12 protein-coding genes are annotated in these 17,182 nt (G+C 65.8%); 9 read left to right on the forward strand and 3 right to left on the reverse strand.

Annotated elements, in window-relative coordinates; genetic code table 11:
- Positions 1–110: 110 nt before the first annotated feature.
- Genes uvrA through EV679_RS15440 form a run of 3 tightly spaced genes read left to right on the forward strand, consistent with a single transcriptional unit; the run spans position 111 to position 7,652 of the window.
- Positions 111–5,825 carry an excinuclease ABC subunit UvrA gene (gene uvrA, locus EV679_RS15430; RefSeq protein ID WP_130487686.1) on the forward strand — a complete coding sequence of 1,905 codons (5,715 nt, stop codon included), beginning with the start codon at positions 111–113 and terminating at the stop codon, positions 5,823–5,825.
- The gene (locus EV679_RS15435; protein WP_130487687.1) at positions 5,825–7,048 is read left to right on the forward strand and encodes an aminodeoxychorismate synthase component I; all 1,224 of its coding nucleotides are present in this window, start codon (positions 5,825–5,827) and stop codon (positions 7,046–7,048) included. The genes uvrA and EV679_RS15435 overlap by 1 nt, the downstream gene beginning before the upstream one ends.
- The gene (locus tag EV679_RS15440) at positions 7,011–7,652 is read left to right on the forward strand and encodes an aminotransferase class IV family protein (RefSeq protein WP_130487688.1); all 642 of its coding nucleotides are present in this window, start codon (positions 7,011–7,013) and stop codon (positions 7,650–7,652) included. The genes EV679_RS15435 and EV679_RS15440 overlap by 38 nt, the downstream gene beginning before the upstream one ends.
- A 32-nt stretch (positions 7,653–7,684) precedes the next feature.
- Here EV679_RS15440 and EV679_RS15445 read toward each other — a convergent pair whose 3' ends face one another.
- The 3 genes from EV679_RS15445 to EV679_RS15455 are packed head-to-tail and all read right to left on the reverse strand — an operon-like array spanning position 7,685 to position 11,717.
- Positions 7,685–8,548, reverse strand: coding sequence for a tRNA threonylcarbamoyladenosine dehydratase (locus EV679_RS15445; RefSeq protein WP_130487689.1), 864 nt, complete (start codon positions 8,546–8,548; stop codon positions 7,685–7,687).
- Between the two features lie 22 nt (positions 8,549–8,570).
- Positions 8,571–10,562: a MacB family efflux pump subunit gene (locus tag EV679_RS15450; protein WP_130487690.1), complete on the reverse strand. Its 1,992-nt coding sequence runs from the start codon at positions 10,560–10,562 to the stop codon at positions 8,571–8,573.
- Positions 10,563–11,717, reverse strand: a complete 1,155-nt coding sequence (locus tag EV679_RS15455; protein WP_165390068.1) for an efflux RND transporter periplasmic adaptor subunit — start codon at positions 11,715–11,717, stop codon at positions 10,563–10,565.
- 705 nt (positions 11,718–12,422) lie between these two features.
- Here EV679_RS15455 and EV679_RS15460 point away from each other — a divergent pair.
- The 6 genes from EV679_RS15460 (at position 12,423) to EV679_RS15485 (ending at position 17,163) form a co-directional block, all read left to right on the forward strand.
- The gene (locus EV679_RS15460; RefSeq protein WP_068374314.1) at positions 12,423–13,058 is read left to right on the forward strand and encodes a gamma-glutamylcyclotransferase; all 636 of its coding nucleotides are present in this window, start codon (positions 12,423–12,425) and stop codon (positions 13,056–13,058) included.
- Between the two features lie 140 nt (positions 13,059–13,198).
- The gene (gene pdxH, locus EV679_RS15465; RefSeq protein WP_130487692.1) at positions 13,199–13,831 is read left to right on the forward strand and encodes a pyridoxamine 5'-phosphate oxidase; all 633 of its coding nucleotides are present in this window, start codon (positions 13,199–13,201) and stop codon (positions 13,829–13,831) included.
- 92 nt (positions 13,832–13,923) lie between these two features.
- The gene (locus EV679_RS15470) at positions 13,924–14,436 is read left to right on the forward strand and encodes a flavin reductase family protein (protein ID WP_127773160.1); all 513 of its coding nucleotides are present in this window, start codon (positions 13,924–13,926) and stop codon (positions 14,434–14,436) included.
- A gap of 84 nt (positions 14,437–14,520) precedes the next feature.
- On the forward strand, positions 14,521–15,375 hold the full coding sequence (purU, locus tag EV679_RS15475; RefSeq protein WP_068374320.1) for a formyltetrahydrofolate deformylase: 855 nt from the start codon (positions 14,521–14,523) through the stop codon (positions 15,373–15,375).
- Between the two features lie 14 nt (positions 15,376–15,389).
- Positions 15,390–16,079: a TetR/AcrR family transcriptional regulator gene (locus tag EV679_RS15480; RefSeq protein WP_068374322.1), complete on the forward strand. Its 690-nt coding sequence runs from the start codon at positions 15,390–15,392 to the stop codon at positions 16,077–16,079.
- A gap of 178 nt (positions 16,080–16,257) precedes the next feature.
- The gene (locus EV679_RS15485) at positions 16,258–17,163 is read left to right on the forward strand and encodes a shikimate dehydrogenase (RefSeq protein WP_130487693.1); all 906 of its coding nucleotides are present in this window, start codon (positions 16,258–16,260) and stop codon (positions 17,161–17,163) included.
- Positions 17,164–17,182 lie beyond the last annotated feature (19 nt).

Raw genomic sequence — 17,182 nt, forward strand, 5'->3', positions numbered from 1 at the left:
TATAGCTGTATGTGAAGCGTTCGCCGGTCCCGCCGGATTACTGTTTATTTTTACAGTCAAAAGCGCCCATCTCGCTGTAAACTGGCACGATCCCTTACCCTCGTCCTGCCATGAGCTCCGACATCCGCATCACTGGCGCACGCCAGAACAACCTGAAGAATCTCGACCTCGTGCTGCACACCGGCGAACTGACGGTGTTCACGGGGGTATCCGGCTCCGGCAAATCCTCGCTGGCCTTCGACACGCTGTATGCGGAAGGCCAGCGGCGCTATGTCGAAACTTTCTCTCCCTATGCGCGCCAGTTCCTGGACCGCATGGACAAGCCTCAGGTCGACCGCATCGAAGGCATCCTGCCGGCGATTGCCATAGACCAGACCAATCCGGTCCGTAATTCGCGCAGCACGGTCGGCACCATGACCGAGCTGAACGACCACCTGAAACTGCTGTTCGCCCGTGCCAGCCGGCTGTTCGACAGGGTCACCGCCCGTCCGGTCGTCCGTGACAACCCCACGACCATCCTGGCGTCGCTGCGCGAGCGTACCGCCACCGCCGGCGATCCTCGCCTGGTGATTACCTTCGCCTTGCCGGTGCCCGCGAATTTCTCAGAAGAAGAAGTCCGCGCCTTCCTGGAAGGCCAGGGTTACACGCGGGTACATGGCCAGGTGCCAGCCCCCGAGGCCGCGCCCCTGGCCGAACCGCCCAAGGCCGCCAAAGCCGCTCAGGGCGCCAAGGGCAAGCGCGCCCAGGCCACAGAGGCGCAACGCATCCTGCAAGTCGTGCAGGATCGCTTCCGCCTGTCGGGCGCGGAACCCGAACGTATCGCCGAAGCCCTGGAAACCGCGCTGCGCATGGGCCGTGGCCACGTGGCCGTGCACGCGCTGGATGATAACGGCGAAGATGCCGCAGTCTGGCGCTACAGCGACCGCCTCAGCGACCCGGACAGCGGCATCGAGTACAGCGACCCGCTGCCCAGCACCTTTTCCTTCAACTCGCCGCTGGGCGCCTGCGAAAGCTGTCGTGGCTTCGGCCGCGTCATCGGCATCGACCACGACCTGGTGATTCCGGACGGCAACAAGACGCTACGCGAAGGCGCCGTGCGCCCCTGGCAGACCGCCAGCTACAAAGAATGCCAGGACGACCTGGAAAAATACGCGCCTGCTGCCGGCGTACGCCTGGGCGTACCCTGGAAGGCCCTGACGGACGCCGAGCGCCATTGGGTGTTGCATGGCGACCCGGCCTGGAAGGGCGGCAACCAGGCCTGGAAACACCAGTGGTATGGCGTCCAGCGCTTTTTCGACTGGCTGGAATCGCGCGCCTACAAGATGCACGTGCGCGTGCTGCTGTCCAAGTACCGCAGCTACTCCACCTGCCCGGCCTGCAAGGGCTCGCGGCTCAAGCAGGACGCCCTGCTCTGGCGCGTGGGCAGCGCCGCCGACGGGCAGGCCGTCCTGCCCGGCAACGACACGCGCTACCGCCGTTTCCTGCCCACGCATGCCTGCTGGAGCCAGGCGCAGCTCGATGCCCTGCCCGGCCTGTCCATCCATGACCTGATGCGCCTGCCCATCAGCCGGGTACGGCAATTCTTCCTCGACCTGCGTTTCGAGGGCGGGCTGGATGCCGCCATGGAATTGCTGATGGACGAGATCAACGCGCGCCTGCGTTTCCTCTGTGATGTCGGCCTGGGCTACCTCACCCTCGACCGCCAGAGCCGCACGCTCTCGGGCGGCGAAGTACAGCGCATCAACCTGACGACAGCGCTGGGCACGTCACTGGTGAATACGCTGTTCGTGCTCGATGAACCATCCATCGGCCTGCATCCGCGCGACATGCACCGCATCGTCGAAGTCATGCACCGGCTGCGCAATGCCGGCAATACGCTGGCCGTCGTCGAACACGACCCGCTGGTCATGATGGCCGCCGACCGCATCGTCGACATCGGACCCGGCCCGGGCGAACGCGGCGGCAACATCGTCTTCGATGGCTCGCCCGATGCCCTGCGCGGGGCCGCCACCCTGACCGGCGATTACCTCGGCGGCCGGCGCCGCGTGGAAGCGCCGCGTCCCATGCCGGTGGCCGCTAACACGCCCAGGCTGCTGCTGGAGGGCGCGCGCGCCCACAACCTGCGCGATATTTCCGTGGATATTCCCCTGGGCCGCTTGGTATGCATCACCGGGGTATCGGGTTCGGGCAAGTCCACGCTGGTCCAGGACGTGCTGTACCCTGCCTTGCTCAAGCATTTCGGCCGCCCCACCGAGGCCCCCGGCGAACATGACCGGTTGCTGGGCGCGGAACAGCTCGCCGACGTCGTTATGGTGGATCAGACCCCCATCGGCAAGACAGCCCGCTCCAATCCGGCCAGCTATGTCGGCGCCTTCGACGCCATCCGCAAGCTGTTCGCGCTGGCGCCGCTATCGCGCGAGCGCGGCTATACGCCGGGCATGTTCAGCTTCAACAGCGGCGACGGACGCTGCCCGACCTGCGGCGGCACCGGTTTCGAACACGTGGAAATGCAATTCCTGTCGGACGTTTATCTGCGCTGTCCGGATTGCGACGGCAAGCGCTTCCGCCCGGAAGTCCGCGAAGTCACGCTGTCGCACCTGGGACGGGAAGCCTCCATCGACGAAGTGCTGGACATGACCGTGCACGAAGCCAGCCAGTTCTTCAAGGGACTGCGCGACGTGCAGACCGGGCTGGCGCCGCTGGTGGACGTGGGCCTGGAATACGTCAAGCTGGGCCAACCCGTCCCCACACTGTCCGGCGGCGAAGCCCAGCGCCTCAAGCTGGCCGGCCACCTGGCGCAGGCCGCGCGCGGCGGCATCAGCACGGCCAAGGTTGCCAAGAAAGGCAGCCTGTTCCTGTTCGACGAACCCACCACCGGCCTGCACTTCGACGACGTGGCCCGCCTGATGCGCGCCTTCCGCAAGCTGCTCGACGCCGGCCACACGCTGCTGGTCATCGAGCACAACCTGGATGTCATCCGCGCCGCCGACTGGCTCATCGACCTCGGCCCCGAGGGGGGCGACCTGGGCGGCGAAGTCGTGGGTGTAGGCACGCCCGCCCAGCTCATGGACAACCCGCGCTCGCACACCGGCACCGCGCTGCGCGAAGACCAGCAGGCGCTGGTGCCCGTACCGCTGGCGCCGGTGCCATCACCCGGCGCCGCACTGGCCGTGGCCGAGCCCATGGCACGCTACCAGGCCGCTCCCGCACATGCCGCCATCGAGATCCACCACGCGCGCGAGCACAACCTCAAGGACATCAGCGTCGACATCCCGCGTGACCGCTTCACCGTCATTACCGGCGTTTCCGGCTCAGGCAAATCCACCCTGGCCTTCGACATCCTCTTCAACGAAGGCCAGCGGCGCTACCTGGAATCGCTCAACGCCTATGCACGCGCCGTGGTTCAGCCCGCAGGCAAGCCTGACGTCGATGCCATTTTCGGCATTCCCCCGACTGTCGCCATCGCCCAGCGCACCAGCCGTGGCGGCCTGAAGTCCACCGTCGCCACCATGACGGAGATCCATCACTTCCTGCGCCTGCTGTACGTCAAGCTCGGCGTGCAGTACTCGCCCGACTACAACGTGCCGGTCGTGCCGCAAAGCCCGCAACAGATCGTCGCCCGCATCCTCCAGGAACACGGCGGCCAGCAGGTCGGACTGCTGGCGCCGCTGGTGCAGGCGCGCAAGGGCTACTACACCGATCTCGCCAAATGGGCCTCAGGCAAGGGCTATACCCACCTGCGCGTGGACGGCGAATTCACCCCGGTGCGGCCGTGGCCGCGCCTGGATCGCTACAAGGAACACACCATCGAACTGCCGGTGGCCGACCTGCAGGTCGATGCCTCGGCCGAAGCCCGGCTGCGCGCAGCGGTGCAGGAAGCACTGGAGCACGGCAAGGGCACCATGACGCTGGTGTGGCCGCTGGACCCGGCGCGGCGCGATATCGCCCGGCCGCTGCAACAGGCGGTTTTCTCCACCAAGCGTACCTGCCCTATCAGCGGCGTCAGTTTCCCGGAACTCGACCCGCGGCTGTTCTCCTACAACTCCAAGCACGGCTGGTGCCCCACTTGTTTCGGCACCGGCGTGATCGTCAAGGGTTTCGATGCCGAAGCTACCGGCGAAGAACTTGCCTGGACCGAAGCCGACGGCGAGGCCGTCACTTGCCCGGACTGCCACGGCAAGCGCCTGAACCGCATCGCGCTGGCGGTGCGCTGGCAGGACCGCAACATCGCCGATATCGCAGCCCTGTCGGTCAACGAAGCGCACCAGTTCTTCCAGCAATTGAACCTGACGGGCCGCGATGCCGAAGTCGCCCGCGACATCATGGCGGAAATCCGGGCTCGCCTGCGCTTCATGCGCGAGGTCGGCCTGGGCTACCTGACACTGGACCGCAGCGCACCCACGTTATCCGGCGGCGAAGCGCAACGCATCCGGCTGGCAGCCCAGCTGGGCTCCAACATGCAAGGCGTGTGCTACATCCTCGACGAACCCACCATCGGCCTGCATCCACGCGACAACCATATCCTGCTCGATGCCCTGCAACGCCTGGAAGGCAACGGCAACACGCTGGTGGTCGTCGAACACGATGAAGACACCATCCGGCGCGCCGCCCACGTCATCGACATTGGCCCCGGTGCCGGCGTGCGCGGCGGCAGCGTCGTTGCCACCGGCACCCTGGAAGACATCATGGCGGCCCCCGATTCGGTCACCGGACGATTCCTCTCCCGGCCACTGCCCGCCCCCGCCGAAGCCCGCCGGCCGGTAGACGGCGCCACCCCGGCGCTGATCGTGCGCGATGCTCGGCTGCACAACCTGAAAGGCGTCAACGCCCGCTTCCCGCTGGGCCGCCTGAACGTCGTCACCGGTGTGTCGGGCTCCGGCAAGTCCTCGCTTGCCCGTGACGTCCTGCGCGACAACCTGGCGCTGGCGCTCGCCGCCGCCAACCCGGACTACCAGGCCTGGCGCCACTGCCAGGGGATAGACGGCTGGCAGCAGATCGACCGCGTGCTGGAAGTCGACCAGACCCCCATCGGCAAGACTCCGCGCTCCTGCCCCGCTACCTACGTGGGTTTCTGGGATGAGGTCCGCAAGCTGTTCGCCGATACCCGCGAGGCGCGCCTGCGCGGCTGGAACGCCAGCCGCTTCAGCTTCAATACTGGCGACGGCCGCTGCCCGGTCTGCGAAGGCCAGGGCATGCGCACCATCGAAATGAGCTTCCTGCCGGACATCAAGGTGCCTTGCGACGCCTGCGGCGGCCAGCGCTTCAACCACGATACGCTGTCAGTGCAGGCACGGGGCAAGCATATCGGCGAAGTCCTGTCGCTGGAAGTCGATGACGCCATAGGCTACTTCGCCGCGCACCCGCGCATCGCCCGGCCGCTGCAACTGATGCAGGACGTTGGTCTGGGCTACCTGACGCTGGGGCAGCCTTCACCCACGCTCTCGGGCGGCGAGGCGCAACGCATCAAGCTGGTGACCGAACTGGCCAAGGCCCGCATGGACGCCGGCGTCATCCGCACCGGCCGGGCGTCGCGTGCGCCGCATACCTTGTATGTGCTGGACGAACCGACGGTCGGGCTATCCACCGCCGACGTGGAAAAGCTGATCGACGTCCTGCACCGCCTGGTCGATGCCGGCAATACGGTCGTGGTCATCGAACACAACCTCGACGTGATCGCCCAGGCGGACTGGGTGCTGGACCTGGGCCCCGAAGGCGGCGACCAGGGCGGCGAACTGGTGGTGCAGGGCATGCCTTCGCAGTTGGTGGCCGCCCAGGCCTACTCCCATACCGGCAGGGTCCTGGCGCAGCACCGGGAGACGCATTGATGCACTGCCGTTTCGAAGACCGCCTGGGTGGCGGTGCGCTCGTCATGGAAGGCGAGCCTACCAGGCTCGCCGTCTCCAGCCCGGCAACCCTGGACGACACCCTGGCCATGCTGGATGCCGCCAGCGCCGATGGAAAATGGATAGCGCTGGCCCTGGAATACGAACTGGGAGAATGGCTGGAACCCAGCCTGCTGCCCGGTGCCGTCCAGCCTGCACCACGCCAGCCGCCCGCCCCCAGGCTGCGGGCCTGGGTGTTCGATTCCGCCAGGCGCGAGGAGCCATGGCAGCCCGACACCGGGCGCGCCGCCGGTATCACGGCCATCACGCCCCGGCAGGCACGCGCCGACTACCTGAAGCGCATCGAAGCGGTACGCGCCCATATCGCGCAGGGCGACGTCTACCAGATCAACTACACCATGCCGCTGGACGTCACGTTCGAGGGCCACACGGAAACCCTCTACCGCCAGCTGGCCAGCCGCCACCCCTGCGCCCACGCCGCCTATATCGAGGACGGCGACTATCGCCTGCTATCCTTCTCGCCCGAACTGTTCGTGGCGCGTACCGGCGACGCCCTGACCTGCCGCCCCATGAAAGGCACGGCGCCACGCCACCCCGACCCGGCCACCGATTTCGCGCTGGGCCAGGAACTGCGCGCCAGCGCCAAGAACCTGGCCGAAAACCTGATGATCGTCGACCTGCTGCGCAACGATCTGGGGCGGCTGGCCCGCACCGGCTCGGTACAGGTCGATCCGCTGTTCGAACTGGAACGCTACCCCTCGGTCTGGACGTTGACCTCCACCGTCCACGCCAGTGCCCCCCGCCTGCCGCTGGGCCGCGTGCTGCGCGCCCTGTTCCCCTGCGGCTCCATCACCGGTGCGCCCAAGATTGCCGCCATGCAGCGCATCCGGGCGCTGGAGCCCTGGCCGCGCGGGCAATACTGCGGCAGCATCGGCTGGATTGCGCCCGGCGGCGATTTTTCGCTGAACGTGGCCATCCGCACGCTGGTATCGACGGAGCCCGGCAAAGGCGCCTATCATGTAGGCGGCGGCATCGTGCATGATTCGGATGCCGCCATGGAATGGGAAGAGTGCCTGTGGAAGGCCCGCCTGCTCCTGGATGCCTGCCGCGACGACAGCGTTTTGTCGCGCTGGTCGGCGCGTACAACCCCTACGCCGGGCCCACGACATGCCGCAACTGATAGAGACTCTGCGCACGGAACCTGACGGCAGCATTCCGCTGCTGGCGCTGCACATGCGGCGCCTGCGGACTTCCGCCGAGGCGCTGGGCTACGTCTGTCCGGTCTGTGACATCGGCGGCGCGCTCAAGCGCTGCGCCCAGTCCCTGCCCGGCGAAGTCCACCGCCTGCGGCTGCTGCTCTGGCGCAGCGGCCTCTACACCATAGAATCATCTCCGCTGCCGCCCCAGGAACCGCGCCTGCAGGTCGGCCTGGCCAATGTCCCGCTGGACTCCGACGAACCCTATCTGCGCCACAAAACCACGCAACGGCCTGTCTATTCCCCGGCAGGCACCTGGCTGGCCCGGCATCCCGGCCTGTTCGACGTCCTATTTTTCAACCAGCGCGGCGAGCTGTGCGAAGGCAGCCGCAGCAATGTCTATCTGCGCCTCGATGACGGCCAGTGGTATACCCCGGCACTCTCTTCCGGCCTGCTGCCGGGTGTGCAACGCGGCGCGCTGCTGGAAAGCGGCGCGGCCGTCGAACGCGTGCTCACGCGCCAGGACCTGGCCCAGGCCAGTGCCATCCGCGTGTCCAATGCACTGCGCGGCTGGGTGGACGTCAGCCTGTCCAGCCTGCGATTCACACTCTAAGCCCCCCTGCCGGCAGCAGGCAGCCCTTTCCCTCAGGCCAGTTTTTTTGCCAGCAGGCGCTGCACCAGCTGGCTCGACGCCGCCATGCCCATCGCCGCCGTCACCATGACCGCCGAACCATAGCCCGCGCACGACAGCCCCTGCGGCGCCGTCTCCGCGCCTGCCGCTGGGGCGGCCTCACAGGCAAGGCCATCTGCCTGCAGCCAGGCAGACGGCAGCACTGCCTGCTGTTCCAGCCACAATACCTGCACCCCCATATTGGGAATGCGACGCGGCGCCTTGCCCGCCACGACAGCGGCACGCGGATAACCGTGCTCGCGCCGCAGTTTGTTGCGTATCTTGGCCAGCAGCGCATCATGGTTGGCACGCGACAGATCGCCCGCGCGCAATGCCAGCGGATCGGTCTTGCCGCCTGCGCCGCCGCACATCAGGAAATGCAGGCCCAGGCGTCGGCTTTCCAGCGCCATGGCAATTTTGGCCGCCACCTGGTCGGTGCAATCCAGTACGGCATCCGGGTGCGTGGCGAGCAAGGCCGCCACATTGCCGGGCTCGACGAAGTCATCCACCAGCGTCAGGCGGCAAGCAGGATTGATGCCTCGGATACGGTCAGCCATGGCTTCGATCTTGGACTGCCCCAGGCTTGAGCTCAGGGCGTGTACCTGGCGGTTGACGTTGGACTCCGCCACGTGGTCCAGGTCAACCAGCGTCAGGGCGCCGATGCCGCTCCGGGCCAGCGCCTCCGCCGCCCAGGAACCCACGCCACCGATGCCTGCCACCAGGACATGGCTGGCCTGCAGGCGCGCCAGCGCGCCCGGCCCATAAAGGCGGTCCAGGCCGCCGAAACGGCGGGCGGGGTCTGCCTCGCCAGCCTGGGTATGCTCTGCAATATCGTTCATGGCTTTATTTTCCCACGCCGGTTCAATCCCGCGCCAGCGCTTCGACCGGGTCCAACCGCGACGCATTGCGCGCCGGCAGGAAGCCGAATACCACGCCGATGGCCGTGGCGCTGGCAAAAGCCGTCAACATGGCCGGCACTGAATAGATCATTTCCAGCCCGATGCCGGCACGCCGCACCAGCTCACCCAGCCCCAACGACAGAAGAATGCCCGCCAGGCCACCCAGCAGGCACACCAGCACCGCCTCGATCAGGAACTGGCGCATGATGTCTGCCCGCCTGGCGCCCACGGCCATGCGCACGCCGATCTCGCGGGTGCGCTCCGTTACCGAAACCAGCATGATGTTCATCACGCCGATTCCGCCCACCACCAGGGAAATCAGGGCAATGGTGGAAATCAGCAGGGTCAGCGCGCGCGTGGTGCGCTCCACCGTCTGGCGGATGGAATCCATATTGAAGGTGAAGAAATCGCGCACGCCGTGGCGCTGCTCCAGGAAGGCCACGATCTGCCTTTCGGCATCTTCCACCGCGAAGGCATCGTCCACGCGCACCGTAATGCTGCGCAGCGACTGGCTGCCGGTCAGGCGCGCCATCGCAGCGGTATAAGGAATCCACACCCGCAAGTTCTCTCCGCCCATGCCATTGAAGACGCTGTCGCCCTCGGCAACGACACCGATCACGCGGACCGGCAGCTGCCCCAGGAACAGGGTCTTGCCCAGCGGGTCCTCGTCGCCGAACAGTTCGCGGCGGGTGTTGGCATCTATCACGGCCTCCTGCGCCATCGTGCGTATGCTTTCACCATCGAAGATACGCCCGGCCTGCAAGGCCAGGCCATTGACGCGGAAATATTGGTCCCCGACCCCGGCCGCGACGCCCAGCCGCGCCACATTGCCATAGCGCAACCCGACCGTCTGGCTGACATCCGGCGTCACGCTGTCCGCATACAGCTGTCCGGCCAGCGCCTCCGCATCCGCTCCCACCAGGGTGCGGATCTCTCCGGCACGTTCATCGCCAAAGCCCTGCCCTGGGAATATCTGGATGGTATCGGTGCCCATGGCATTGATATCGCTCAGCACCTTGTCGCGTGTACCCTGACCCAGCGCCACGACGGACACGACCGCGGCAATGCCGATGACGATGCCCAGCATGGTGAGGGCCGCGCGCAGCCGGTGGGCATTGAGTGACACCAGGGCCATGCGCAGCGCCTCGGCAAAACGCGTCAGCCACCCGGCGCCCTGGCGGCGCGGCGCCTGCGCCGGCAGCAGCACATCCTGTCCTTGCGGGGCCGCGACGGCAACCACCTGAGGCACAGCCTCGGCATCCTGGACGGCTTCCGTCTTGCGATCGACCACGATGGCGCCATCGCTGATCTCAATGATGCGCCGCGCATGGGCGGCCACGCCCATGTCATGCGTCACGATGATCACCGTATGCCCTGCTGCATTGAGGGCCTTGAGGATATCCATGACTTCGCGGCCGGAATGGGTATCCAGCGCACCGGTCGGTTCATCGGCCAGGATGACCTCGCCGCCATTCATCAGGGCGCGGGCGATGCTCACGCGCTGCTGCTGGCCGCCGGAAAGTTGCGCCGGCCGGTGCGACAGACGATCGCCCATGCCCAGGCGCTGCAGCAAGGCCGCTGCGCGGGCACTGCGCTGGGCGCCGCCGGCGCCGGCATAGACCGCCGGAATTTCCACATTGGCCAAGGCATCCAGCGCCGGCAGCAGGTGGTAGCGCTGAAAAATGAAGCCGAAGCGCTCGCGGCGCAGCGCCGCCAGTTCATCGGCATCCATCTGGCGCGTGTCCCGGCCATCCACGCAATAACTGCCGCGCGACGGACGGTCCAGGCAACCCAGCACGTTCATCAGTGTGGATTTACCCGAGCCCGACGCCCCGACGATGGCCAACATTTCGCCGGCCTCTATGCGCAATGAAACGCCGCGCAGCGCGGCAACGGTTTCCTCGCCGGCGTTGAATTCGCGCCAGACGTCCTGCAGTTCCAGCAGCGCGCCCACTTAGCGGCCTCCCGGCGGGCCATGCGGTGCCTTCAACCCGCCGCCGGTCTTGCGGGCGGCTTCGCCGACAATGACTTCGTCCGTCTCGTCCAACCCGTCGATGATCTGCACATGGGCCTTGTTATCCATGCCCACCTGCACCACTTTCTCCTCCGCCGTGCCCTTGGCATCCAGCACCCGCACGACGGCCTTGCCCGCGCCTTCACGGCGCACCACGGCGGCCGAAGGCAGCAGCCAGACATCGCTGGCTTCCTCGAAGACGATACCGACCTTGGCGGTCATGCCTATGCGTAGCGCGCCTTCAGGATTGTCGACATCGAACAGGCCGTTGTAATAGACGGCGGCACTGGTACTGGAAGTGCCGGTAGTGACGGCATGGGAGTCGTCCTTCATGATCAGCGCCTCGGGCGCCGGCTCGACGGCGCGCAACAGGGCGCGGTATTCCCTGCCCGGTTCGCCCAGGATGGAAAAGCGCACCGCCATGCCAGGCCGCACGCGCACGACATCGGCTTCGGAAATCTGCGCCTTGACGGTCATGGAATCCAGCGCGGCCACCTTGATGATGGTGGGCGCCTGCTGCACCGCGCTGACGGTCTGTCCTTCCTTGGCAACAATCGCCACCACCACGCCATCCATGGGCGAGGTAATACGCGTGTAGTCCAGGTCGACCCGTGCGCTGTCGATATCCACACGCGCCTGGTCCAGCTGCGCCCGGGCCTGCACCAGCTCGGCCTGCGCCACGTCCAGCGCCGACTTGGCGTGATCCAGCCCTTCGCGCGTGCCCGATCCCGTACGCGCCAGTTGCTGCTGGCGATCGTAATCGCGCTGCGCCTGGCTCAGGCGCGCATTGCGCGCCGCAACCTGGGCCTGCGCCAGTTCCAGCGCAGCCGTCGCCTTGCGCACCGCGTTCTGCTGCGGCAGCGAATCAATCTGCGCAACCAGTTGCTGGTTCGCTACCGGGTCCCCCAGCTTCACTTTCAGGGATTCGATGCGCCCCGATACCTGGGCGCCCACGCTGACCTGCTCGGACGCCTCCAGAATGCCGCTGGCCAGGACTTCGTTCTGGATATCCCCTCGCGCCATGCGCGCCGTGACATAGCTGGCGCCTTCGTCCGCTCCCGGCCACAACCACCACGCCAGCAACAAAAGCAGCACCGCCGCCCCCGCCCATCGGCCCCGCTTCCGGAACCTCTTCTGCTCTGCCATCCCGTCACCGCTTTATCCGGTTACTGCCATTCAAGGCAGCGAAAACACGTATCATACTTAAGTGGCTGGCCACTCGTGCTCGCCCCAAGTGCCAGACCTCAAGTGCCCGGTCGCATGCGGCAGCGCCCGGCACCGGCTGCCGCAACAGCCCTGTATGTCGCGCACGGGCCTGGCCCCAGCGCAGCGGCAGCGTCCCGCCGCCCGGACAGCAGACAACGCGCCGCCAAAGTGTGGTTTCCCCGCCACCATTTCACTGTATTGCCCACAAGCGCCTGCCCACCGGCCCCCCACTCGCGCCACGATCACCGATGCGCCGCCCCCCAGGCTCAAGCCGCTCGAACGCAACATGGGAAGTCTGTGCAAAGCACGCGCAGCAGCCCTGGCGCCCGCTTTGCAGGCACTGCCGGGCCCAGACGCGCGCACGCGTTATTGCCGCGCAAGCCGCTTATATCCTTGCATCAAGGTAAAAATAATCTTTATATAACCATTATTTATATCCAATTCATGCATTAGAGGACTATCTTTATGCTCATACGCCGCGTTGCAGCATGCCGCATCCTGCTTGCAGCGGCGCGAAAAGCCCGGTTTTCCGCTGCGGCGGGAACCAGATTGCCAGTCATTACCTGATCGCCTATCGCCGTGACCACCCTTGTCATGACCGGAGCCCGCTCCGCCCACATTCCGCTCTGGACACCAGAACAGCTGCAGGCATCGCAGGATGCGCTGCTGTCTCAGCGCGCCCCTGGCGAAGATATATGGATCTACGCCTATGGCTCGCTGATCTGGCGCCCCGACTTCCAGTTTGTCGAACGCCGTGCCGCCACCCTGGTGGGGCATCACCGTGCGCTGTGCCTGTGGTCCTGCATCAACCGCGGCACGCCGGAGCAACCCGGCCTGGTATTCGGACTGGACTTGGGCGGTTCCTGCCGCGGCATGGCCTACCGCATCGAGGCCAGCCAGATCGACAACGTCTTCCCGCGCCTGTGGCAACGCGAGATGTCCACCGGCTGCTACCAGCCGCGCTGGCTGCGCTGCCGCAGCGAACACGGCGATATCCGTGCGCTGTCCTTCGTGATGAATCGCAGCCATCCGGGCTATATCACCGGCCTGAGCCAGGAAGAACAGGTTTCCATCATCCTGAATGCGTCGGGCTCCTGCGGCCCGTGCTCGGACTACGTGCTTGAAACCGCCAAGGCGCTGCGCCAGGCCAATATCCGCGACGCCCGCCTCGACCAGCTGGCCTACCGCCTGGAACCTGCGCTGCGCGCCCGCCAGGCGCTGGCAGCCTGAGAACGTCTCCCATCCGTCCACCGGTCAAGCCCCCAGGGTCCTGGCCGGTAAAAGCCGGTGCGCGCCCGTGCTTTGCTGCCCCAGGCGCGCCCGCCGTTATACACTCGGGATATCCCGACTCTCATCTATGACGCCGCATCATGTCTATTGCCGACCTGCGCCAGACTTATAGCCGCGACACCCTGCTGGAACAGGATCTCGCCCCGACTCCCCTCGAACAATTCGAACGCTGGTTCCAGCAAGCCCAGCAGGGCGAGGTCGCGGAACCCAACGCCATGACACTGGCCACGGCCGATGCCCAAGGCCGTCCGGATGCCCGCATCGTCCTGGTCAAGGGCGTCGATGAGCGCGGCTTCACCTTCTTCACCAACCGCGAATCCCGCAAGGGCCAGGAACTCGCTGCGCAACAACGCGCCTGCCTGCTGTTCTTCTGGCAACCGCTGCAGCGCCAGGTTCGCATCGAAGGCACCATTGAATGGCTGCCGGATGCCGAATCTGACGCCTACTATCACAGCCGGCCGCTGGATTCGCGCCTGGGTGCGTGGGCCTCGCAGCAAAGCAGCACCACAACGCGCGACGCCCTGGAAGCCGCCTTCGAGGCCGCCCGCGCCAAGTACGGCGATGAGCCGCCGCGTCCACAGCACTGGGGCGGCTACCTGGTACGCCCCGAAGCCGTCGAGTTCTGGCAAGGCCGTCCTTCGCGCCTGCATGACCGGCTGCGTTATGAACGCCAGGCCGACGGCCAGTGGGCCGTCCGCCGCCTGGCCCCCTGAAGCACCAGGGGCCTGCGCCCCTGCCTGCCCGATCTCCGCCGTGCGCGCGACGGCCCATGCGCTCTCGCGCTTTACCCTGCAAGCCCCCAACCATGACCTCTGACCAGCCCGATTTCGATTCCGCCCACTTCCGCGCCACACTGGGCCGTTTTGCGACGGGCGTGACCGTCATCACCACCACCTTGCCCGACGGCAAGCCCGTCGGCGTGACAATCAGCTCGTTCAATTCGGTGTCTCTGGCGCCGCCCCTGGTGCTCTGGAGCCTGATGCAATCCTCGCACCTGCTGGACCTGTTCACCAACGGCCAACGCTATGTGATCAATGTCCTGTCGCACCAGCAACAGGAACTCGCCATGCGCTTTGCCCGCGGCCCCAGCGAAGCGCGCTATGACGGTCTGCAGGATCTGCGCACCGAGGCAGGCACACCCTGGCTGGGCCCGGATTGTGCCGCGTGGATGGAATGCCGCCCGCATTCCCAGCATGCCGCCGGCGATCACATGGTACTGATCGGCAAAGTTGAACGCTGCGCCCATGGCGAAAATGCGCCTTTGATTTATCATCGCGGCAACTTCAGCCTGACGCCTGCCGTCGGCGCTGCCGCCTGAACCCGCGCGCCGCTGCCTCGGCGCCGGACTTTGCCTGTAACAAGCGGCCGCCACCGCCGCCCATTCATAACAATATTGCCGACCATGTCGCACCAAGACTACATACTGACCCTTTCCTGCCCTGACCGCACCGGCATCGTTTATCACGTCAGCCAACTGCTGTACCGCCATCATTGCAACATCCTCGATTCGCAACAGTTCGGCGACGAAGACACGCAGCGCTTCTTCCTGCGCGTGCACTTCCGCCAACCCATCGGCAGCGATCACGCGGAACTGCGCAGCCAGATGGAACAGGTCGGTTCGCAATTCGCCATGGAATGGCAGCTGCACGATGCCCAGCGTCGTTCGCGCCTGCTGATCATGGTCAGCAAGCAGGGACACTGCCTCAATGACCTGCTGTTCCGCACGCGCAGCGGCCAGCTGCCAGTGGACATCGCCGCCGTGGTTTCCAACCACAATGACTACGCCAACCTGACGGCCTCATACGGCATCCCCTTCCATCACCTGCCGGTCACCGCGGACACCAAGGCGCAGCAGGAACAGCAGATCCTGGACATCATCGCCGCCGAGAAAGTCGATCTGGTCGTCCTGGCGCGCTACATGCAGATCCTGTCGCCCGAACTGTGCCGCGCCCTGTCCGGCCGCGCCATCAACATCCACCACAGCTTCCTGCCCAGCTTCAAGGGTGCGCGCCCGTACCATCAGGCGCACCAGCGCGGCGTCAAGATCATCGGCGCCACCGCTCACTACGTCACGGAAGACCTGGACGAAGGTCCCATCATCGAGCAGGACATCGCTCGCGTGGACCACACCCTCACCCCCTCGGATCTCACCCAGGTGGGCAGCGACATCGAATCGCTGGTGTTGTCGCGTGCCGTGCGCAGCCATGTTGAGCACCGCATCCTGCTCAACAACAACCGTACGGTTGTCTTCCGCTGACGCCGGGAAGCGCCATGACCCAGCCGTCCGACGCTACGCCGCGTCCCGAGCCCAAGGGCAAGAACAAGACCGGCCGTACCAATGATCCCAAAAGGACCATGCAGGACATCATCGAGGTCGCGACGCAGGAGTTCGCCCGCAAGGGCCTGACCGGCGCGCGCATCGACGAGATCGCGGCGCTTACGCGCACCAGCAAGCGCATGATCTATTACTACTTCGAGAACAAGGAAGGCCTGTACGTGGCCGTGCTCGAAGCGGTCTACCGGCGCCTGCGCAGCATCGAAAACGAACTGCACCTCGATGACCTGGACCCGCAGGCGGCCATGCGCCGCCTGGTGGAATTCACCTTCGACTACCATTATTCGAACCCGGACTTCGTGCGCCTGGTGATGACCGAGAACATCCATAACGGCGTGTATCTGGCGCGTTCCCGCATCATCCAGGAACTGAACATCCCGGCCATCAATTCGGTCAGCGCCGTCTACGAGCGTGGCGTCGCGCAAGGCCTGTTCCGCCCCGGCCTGCTGCCCATAGACCTGCACCACTCGATCAGCGCGCTGTGCTTCTTCAATGCGTCCAACCAGAGCACGTTTTCGCTGGTGTTCAAGCGTGATTTCAGCGACCCCGCGATCCAGGCCGCCAGGCGCGAGGAGGCGGTGGACATGATGATCCGCTACGTGCGCCGCCACCCCGACATGGATTGATTTTTCCCAGGGCCGCTTATGCGGCCCTGTTCTTTTTCCAGGCTGCCATTCCGGGATATCCCGGCCTTGAAGCCCCTCTCTGCGTTCTTGTGCTTATCGCTTTTATCCCTCAAAATATAAAACTAACTAGTTCGTATATTATTGAATCCAGGCAGCGCACCCACTACCCAGACGAATCATGTCCCAGATCCCTTCCGCTCTCCAGGCCCAGTCTTCCGCTCCGCGTGCCAGCTATCTGCTCGGCCTCATCGGCTCCGGCATCCAGCTTTCCATGACGCCCGCGCTGCACGAGGAAGAAGCACGCAACCAGGGAATGAAACTGCATTACCAGCTTATCGACCTGGATCGTTCGCCGCGCCAGGACGGCGCGCTGCCTGAGCTGCTGGAAGCGGCCCGCGTCATGGATTTCGCCGGGCTCAACATTACCTATCCATGCAAGCAGATCATCCTGCCCCTGCTAGACAGCCTGTCGGCCGACGCCGAAGCCATGGGTGCGGTGAATACCGTGGTCATCCGCGACGGCAAGCTGCATGGCCACAATACCGATGGCTCAGGCTGGCGCTGGGGCATCCAGCGTCATTTACCGGATGCCAACCTGGATCATGTCGTCCTGCTGGGCGCGGGCGGCGCGGGCGCTGCCATCGCCCATACCATCATTCAGATGGGTGCGCGTTCGTTGCGCATCGTCGATGCCGACCCGCAGCGTGCCGGCGCGCTGGCGGCTGAACTCAACCGCCAATACCGCACGCATGCCGCACGAGCGGAAGCCAGCGCCGCTGCCGCGCTGGAAGGTGCCTGCGGCCTGGTGCATGCCACCCCGACCGGCATGGCGAAACTGCCTGGCCTACCGTTGGATGCTGCGCTGCTGCATCCCGGCCTGTGGGTATCGGAAATCGTCTATTCGCCACTGGAAACCGAGCTGCTCGCAGCCGCCAAGCGCGCAGGCTGCCGCACCGTAGCTGGCACTGCCATGGCTGTGGGCCAGGCCGTCGATGCCTTCCGTCTCTTCACCGGCCGCGAACCGGATGCTGACCGCATGGAGCGCCACATCCAGACGCTGATCCACGCACGCAACAATCAATAAAAAAAGCGCTGGCAAACCC

This window comes from Kerstersia gyiorum, from assembly GCF_004216755.1.
GTDB classification, from domain to species: Bacteria; Pseudomonadota; Gammaproteobacteria; order Burkholderiales; family Burkholderiaceae_B; genus Kerstersia; species Kerstersia gyiorum.

What these genes read in the sequence shown, in the direction of transcription:
- pdxH (WP_130487692.1), top strand. Translation starts at nt 13,199, where the DNA reads ATGTCTATTGCCGACCTGCGCCAGACTTATAGCCGCGACACCCTGCTG.
- EV679_RS15440 (WP_130487688.1), top strand. Translation starts at nt 7,011, where the DNA reads ATGCCGCAACTGATAGAGACTCTGCGCACGGAACCTGACGGCAGCATT.
- EV679_RS15470 (WP_127773160.1), top strand. Translation starts at nt 13,924, where the DNA reads ATGACCTCTGACCAGCCCGATTTCGATTCCGCCCACTTCCGCGCCACA.
- EV679_RS15480 (WP_068374322.1), top strand. Translation starts at nt 15,390, where the DNA reads ATGACCCAGCCGTCCGACGCTACGCCGCGTCCCGAGCCCAAGGGCAAG.
- EV679_RS15445 (WP_130487689.1), bottom strand. Translation starts at nt 8,548, where the DNA reads ATGAACGATATTGCAGAGCATACCCAGGCTGGCGAGGCAGACCCCGCC.
- EV679_RS15460 (WP_068374314.1), top strand. Translation starts at nt 12,423, where the DNA reads ATGACCGGAGCCCGCTCCGCCCACATTCCGCTCTGGACACCAGAACAG.
- uvrA (WP_130487686.1), top strand. Translation starts at nt 111, where the DNA reads ATGAGCTCCGACATCCGCATCACTGGCGCACGCCAGAACAACCTGAAG.
- purU (WP_068374320.1), top strand. Translation starts at nt 14,521, where the DNA reads ATGTCGCACCAAGACTACATACTGACCCTTTCCTGCCCTGACCGCACC.
- EV679_RS15485 (WP_130487693.1), top strand. Translation starts at nt 16,258, where the DNA reads ATGTCCCAGATCCCTTCCGCTCTCCAGGCCCAGTCTTCCGCTCCGCGT.
- EV679_RS15435 (WP_130487687.1), top strand. Translation starts at nt 5,825, where the DNA reads ATGCACTGCCGTTTCGAAGACCGCCTGGGTGGCGGTGCGCTCGTCATG.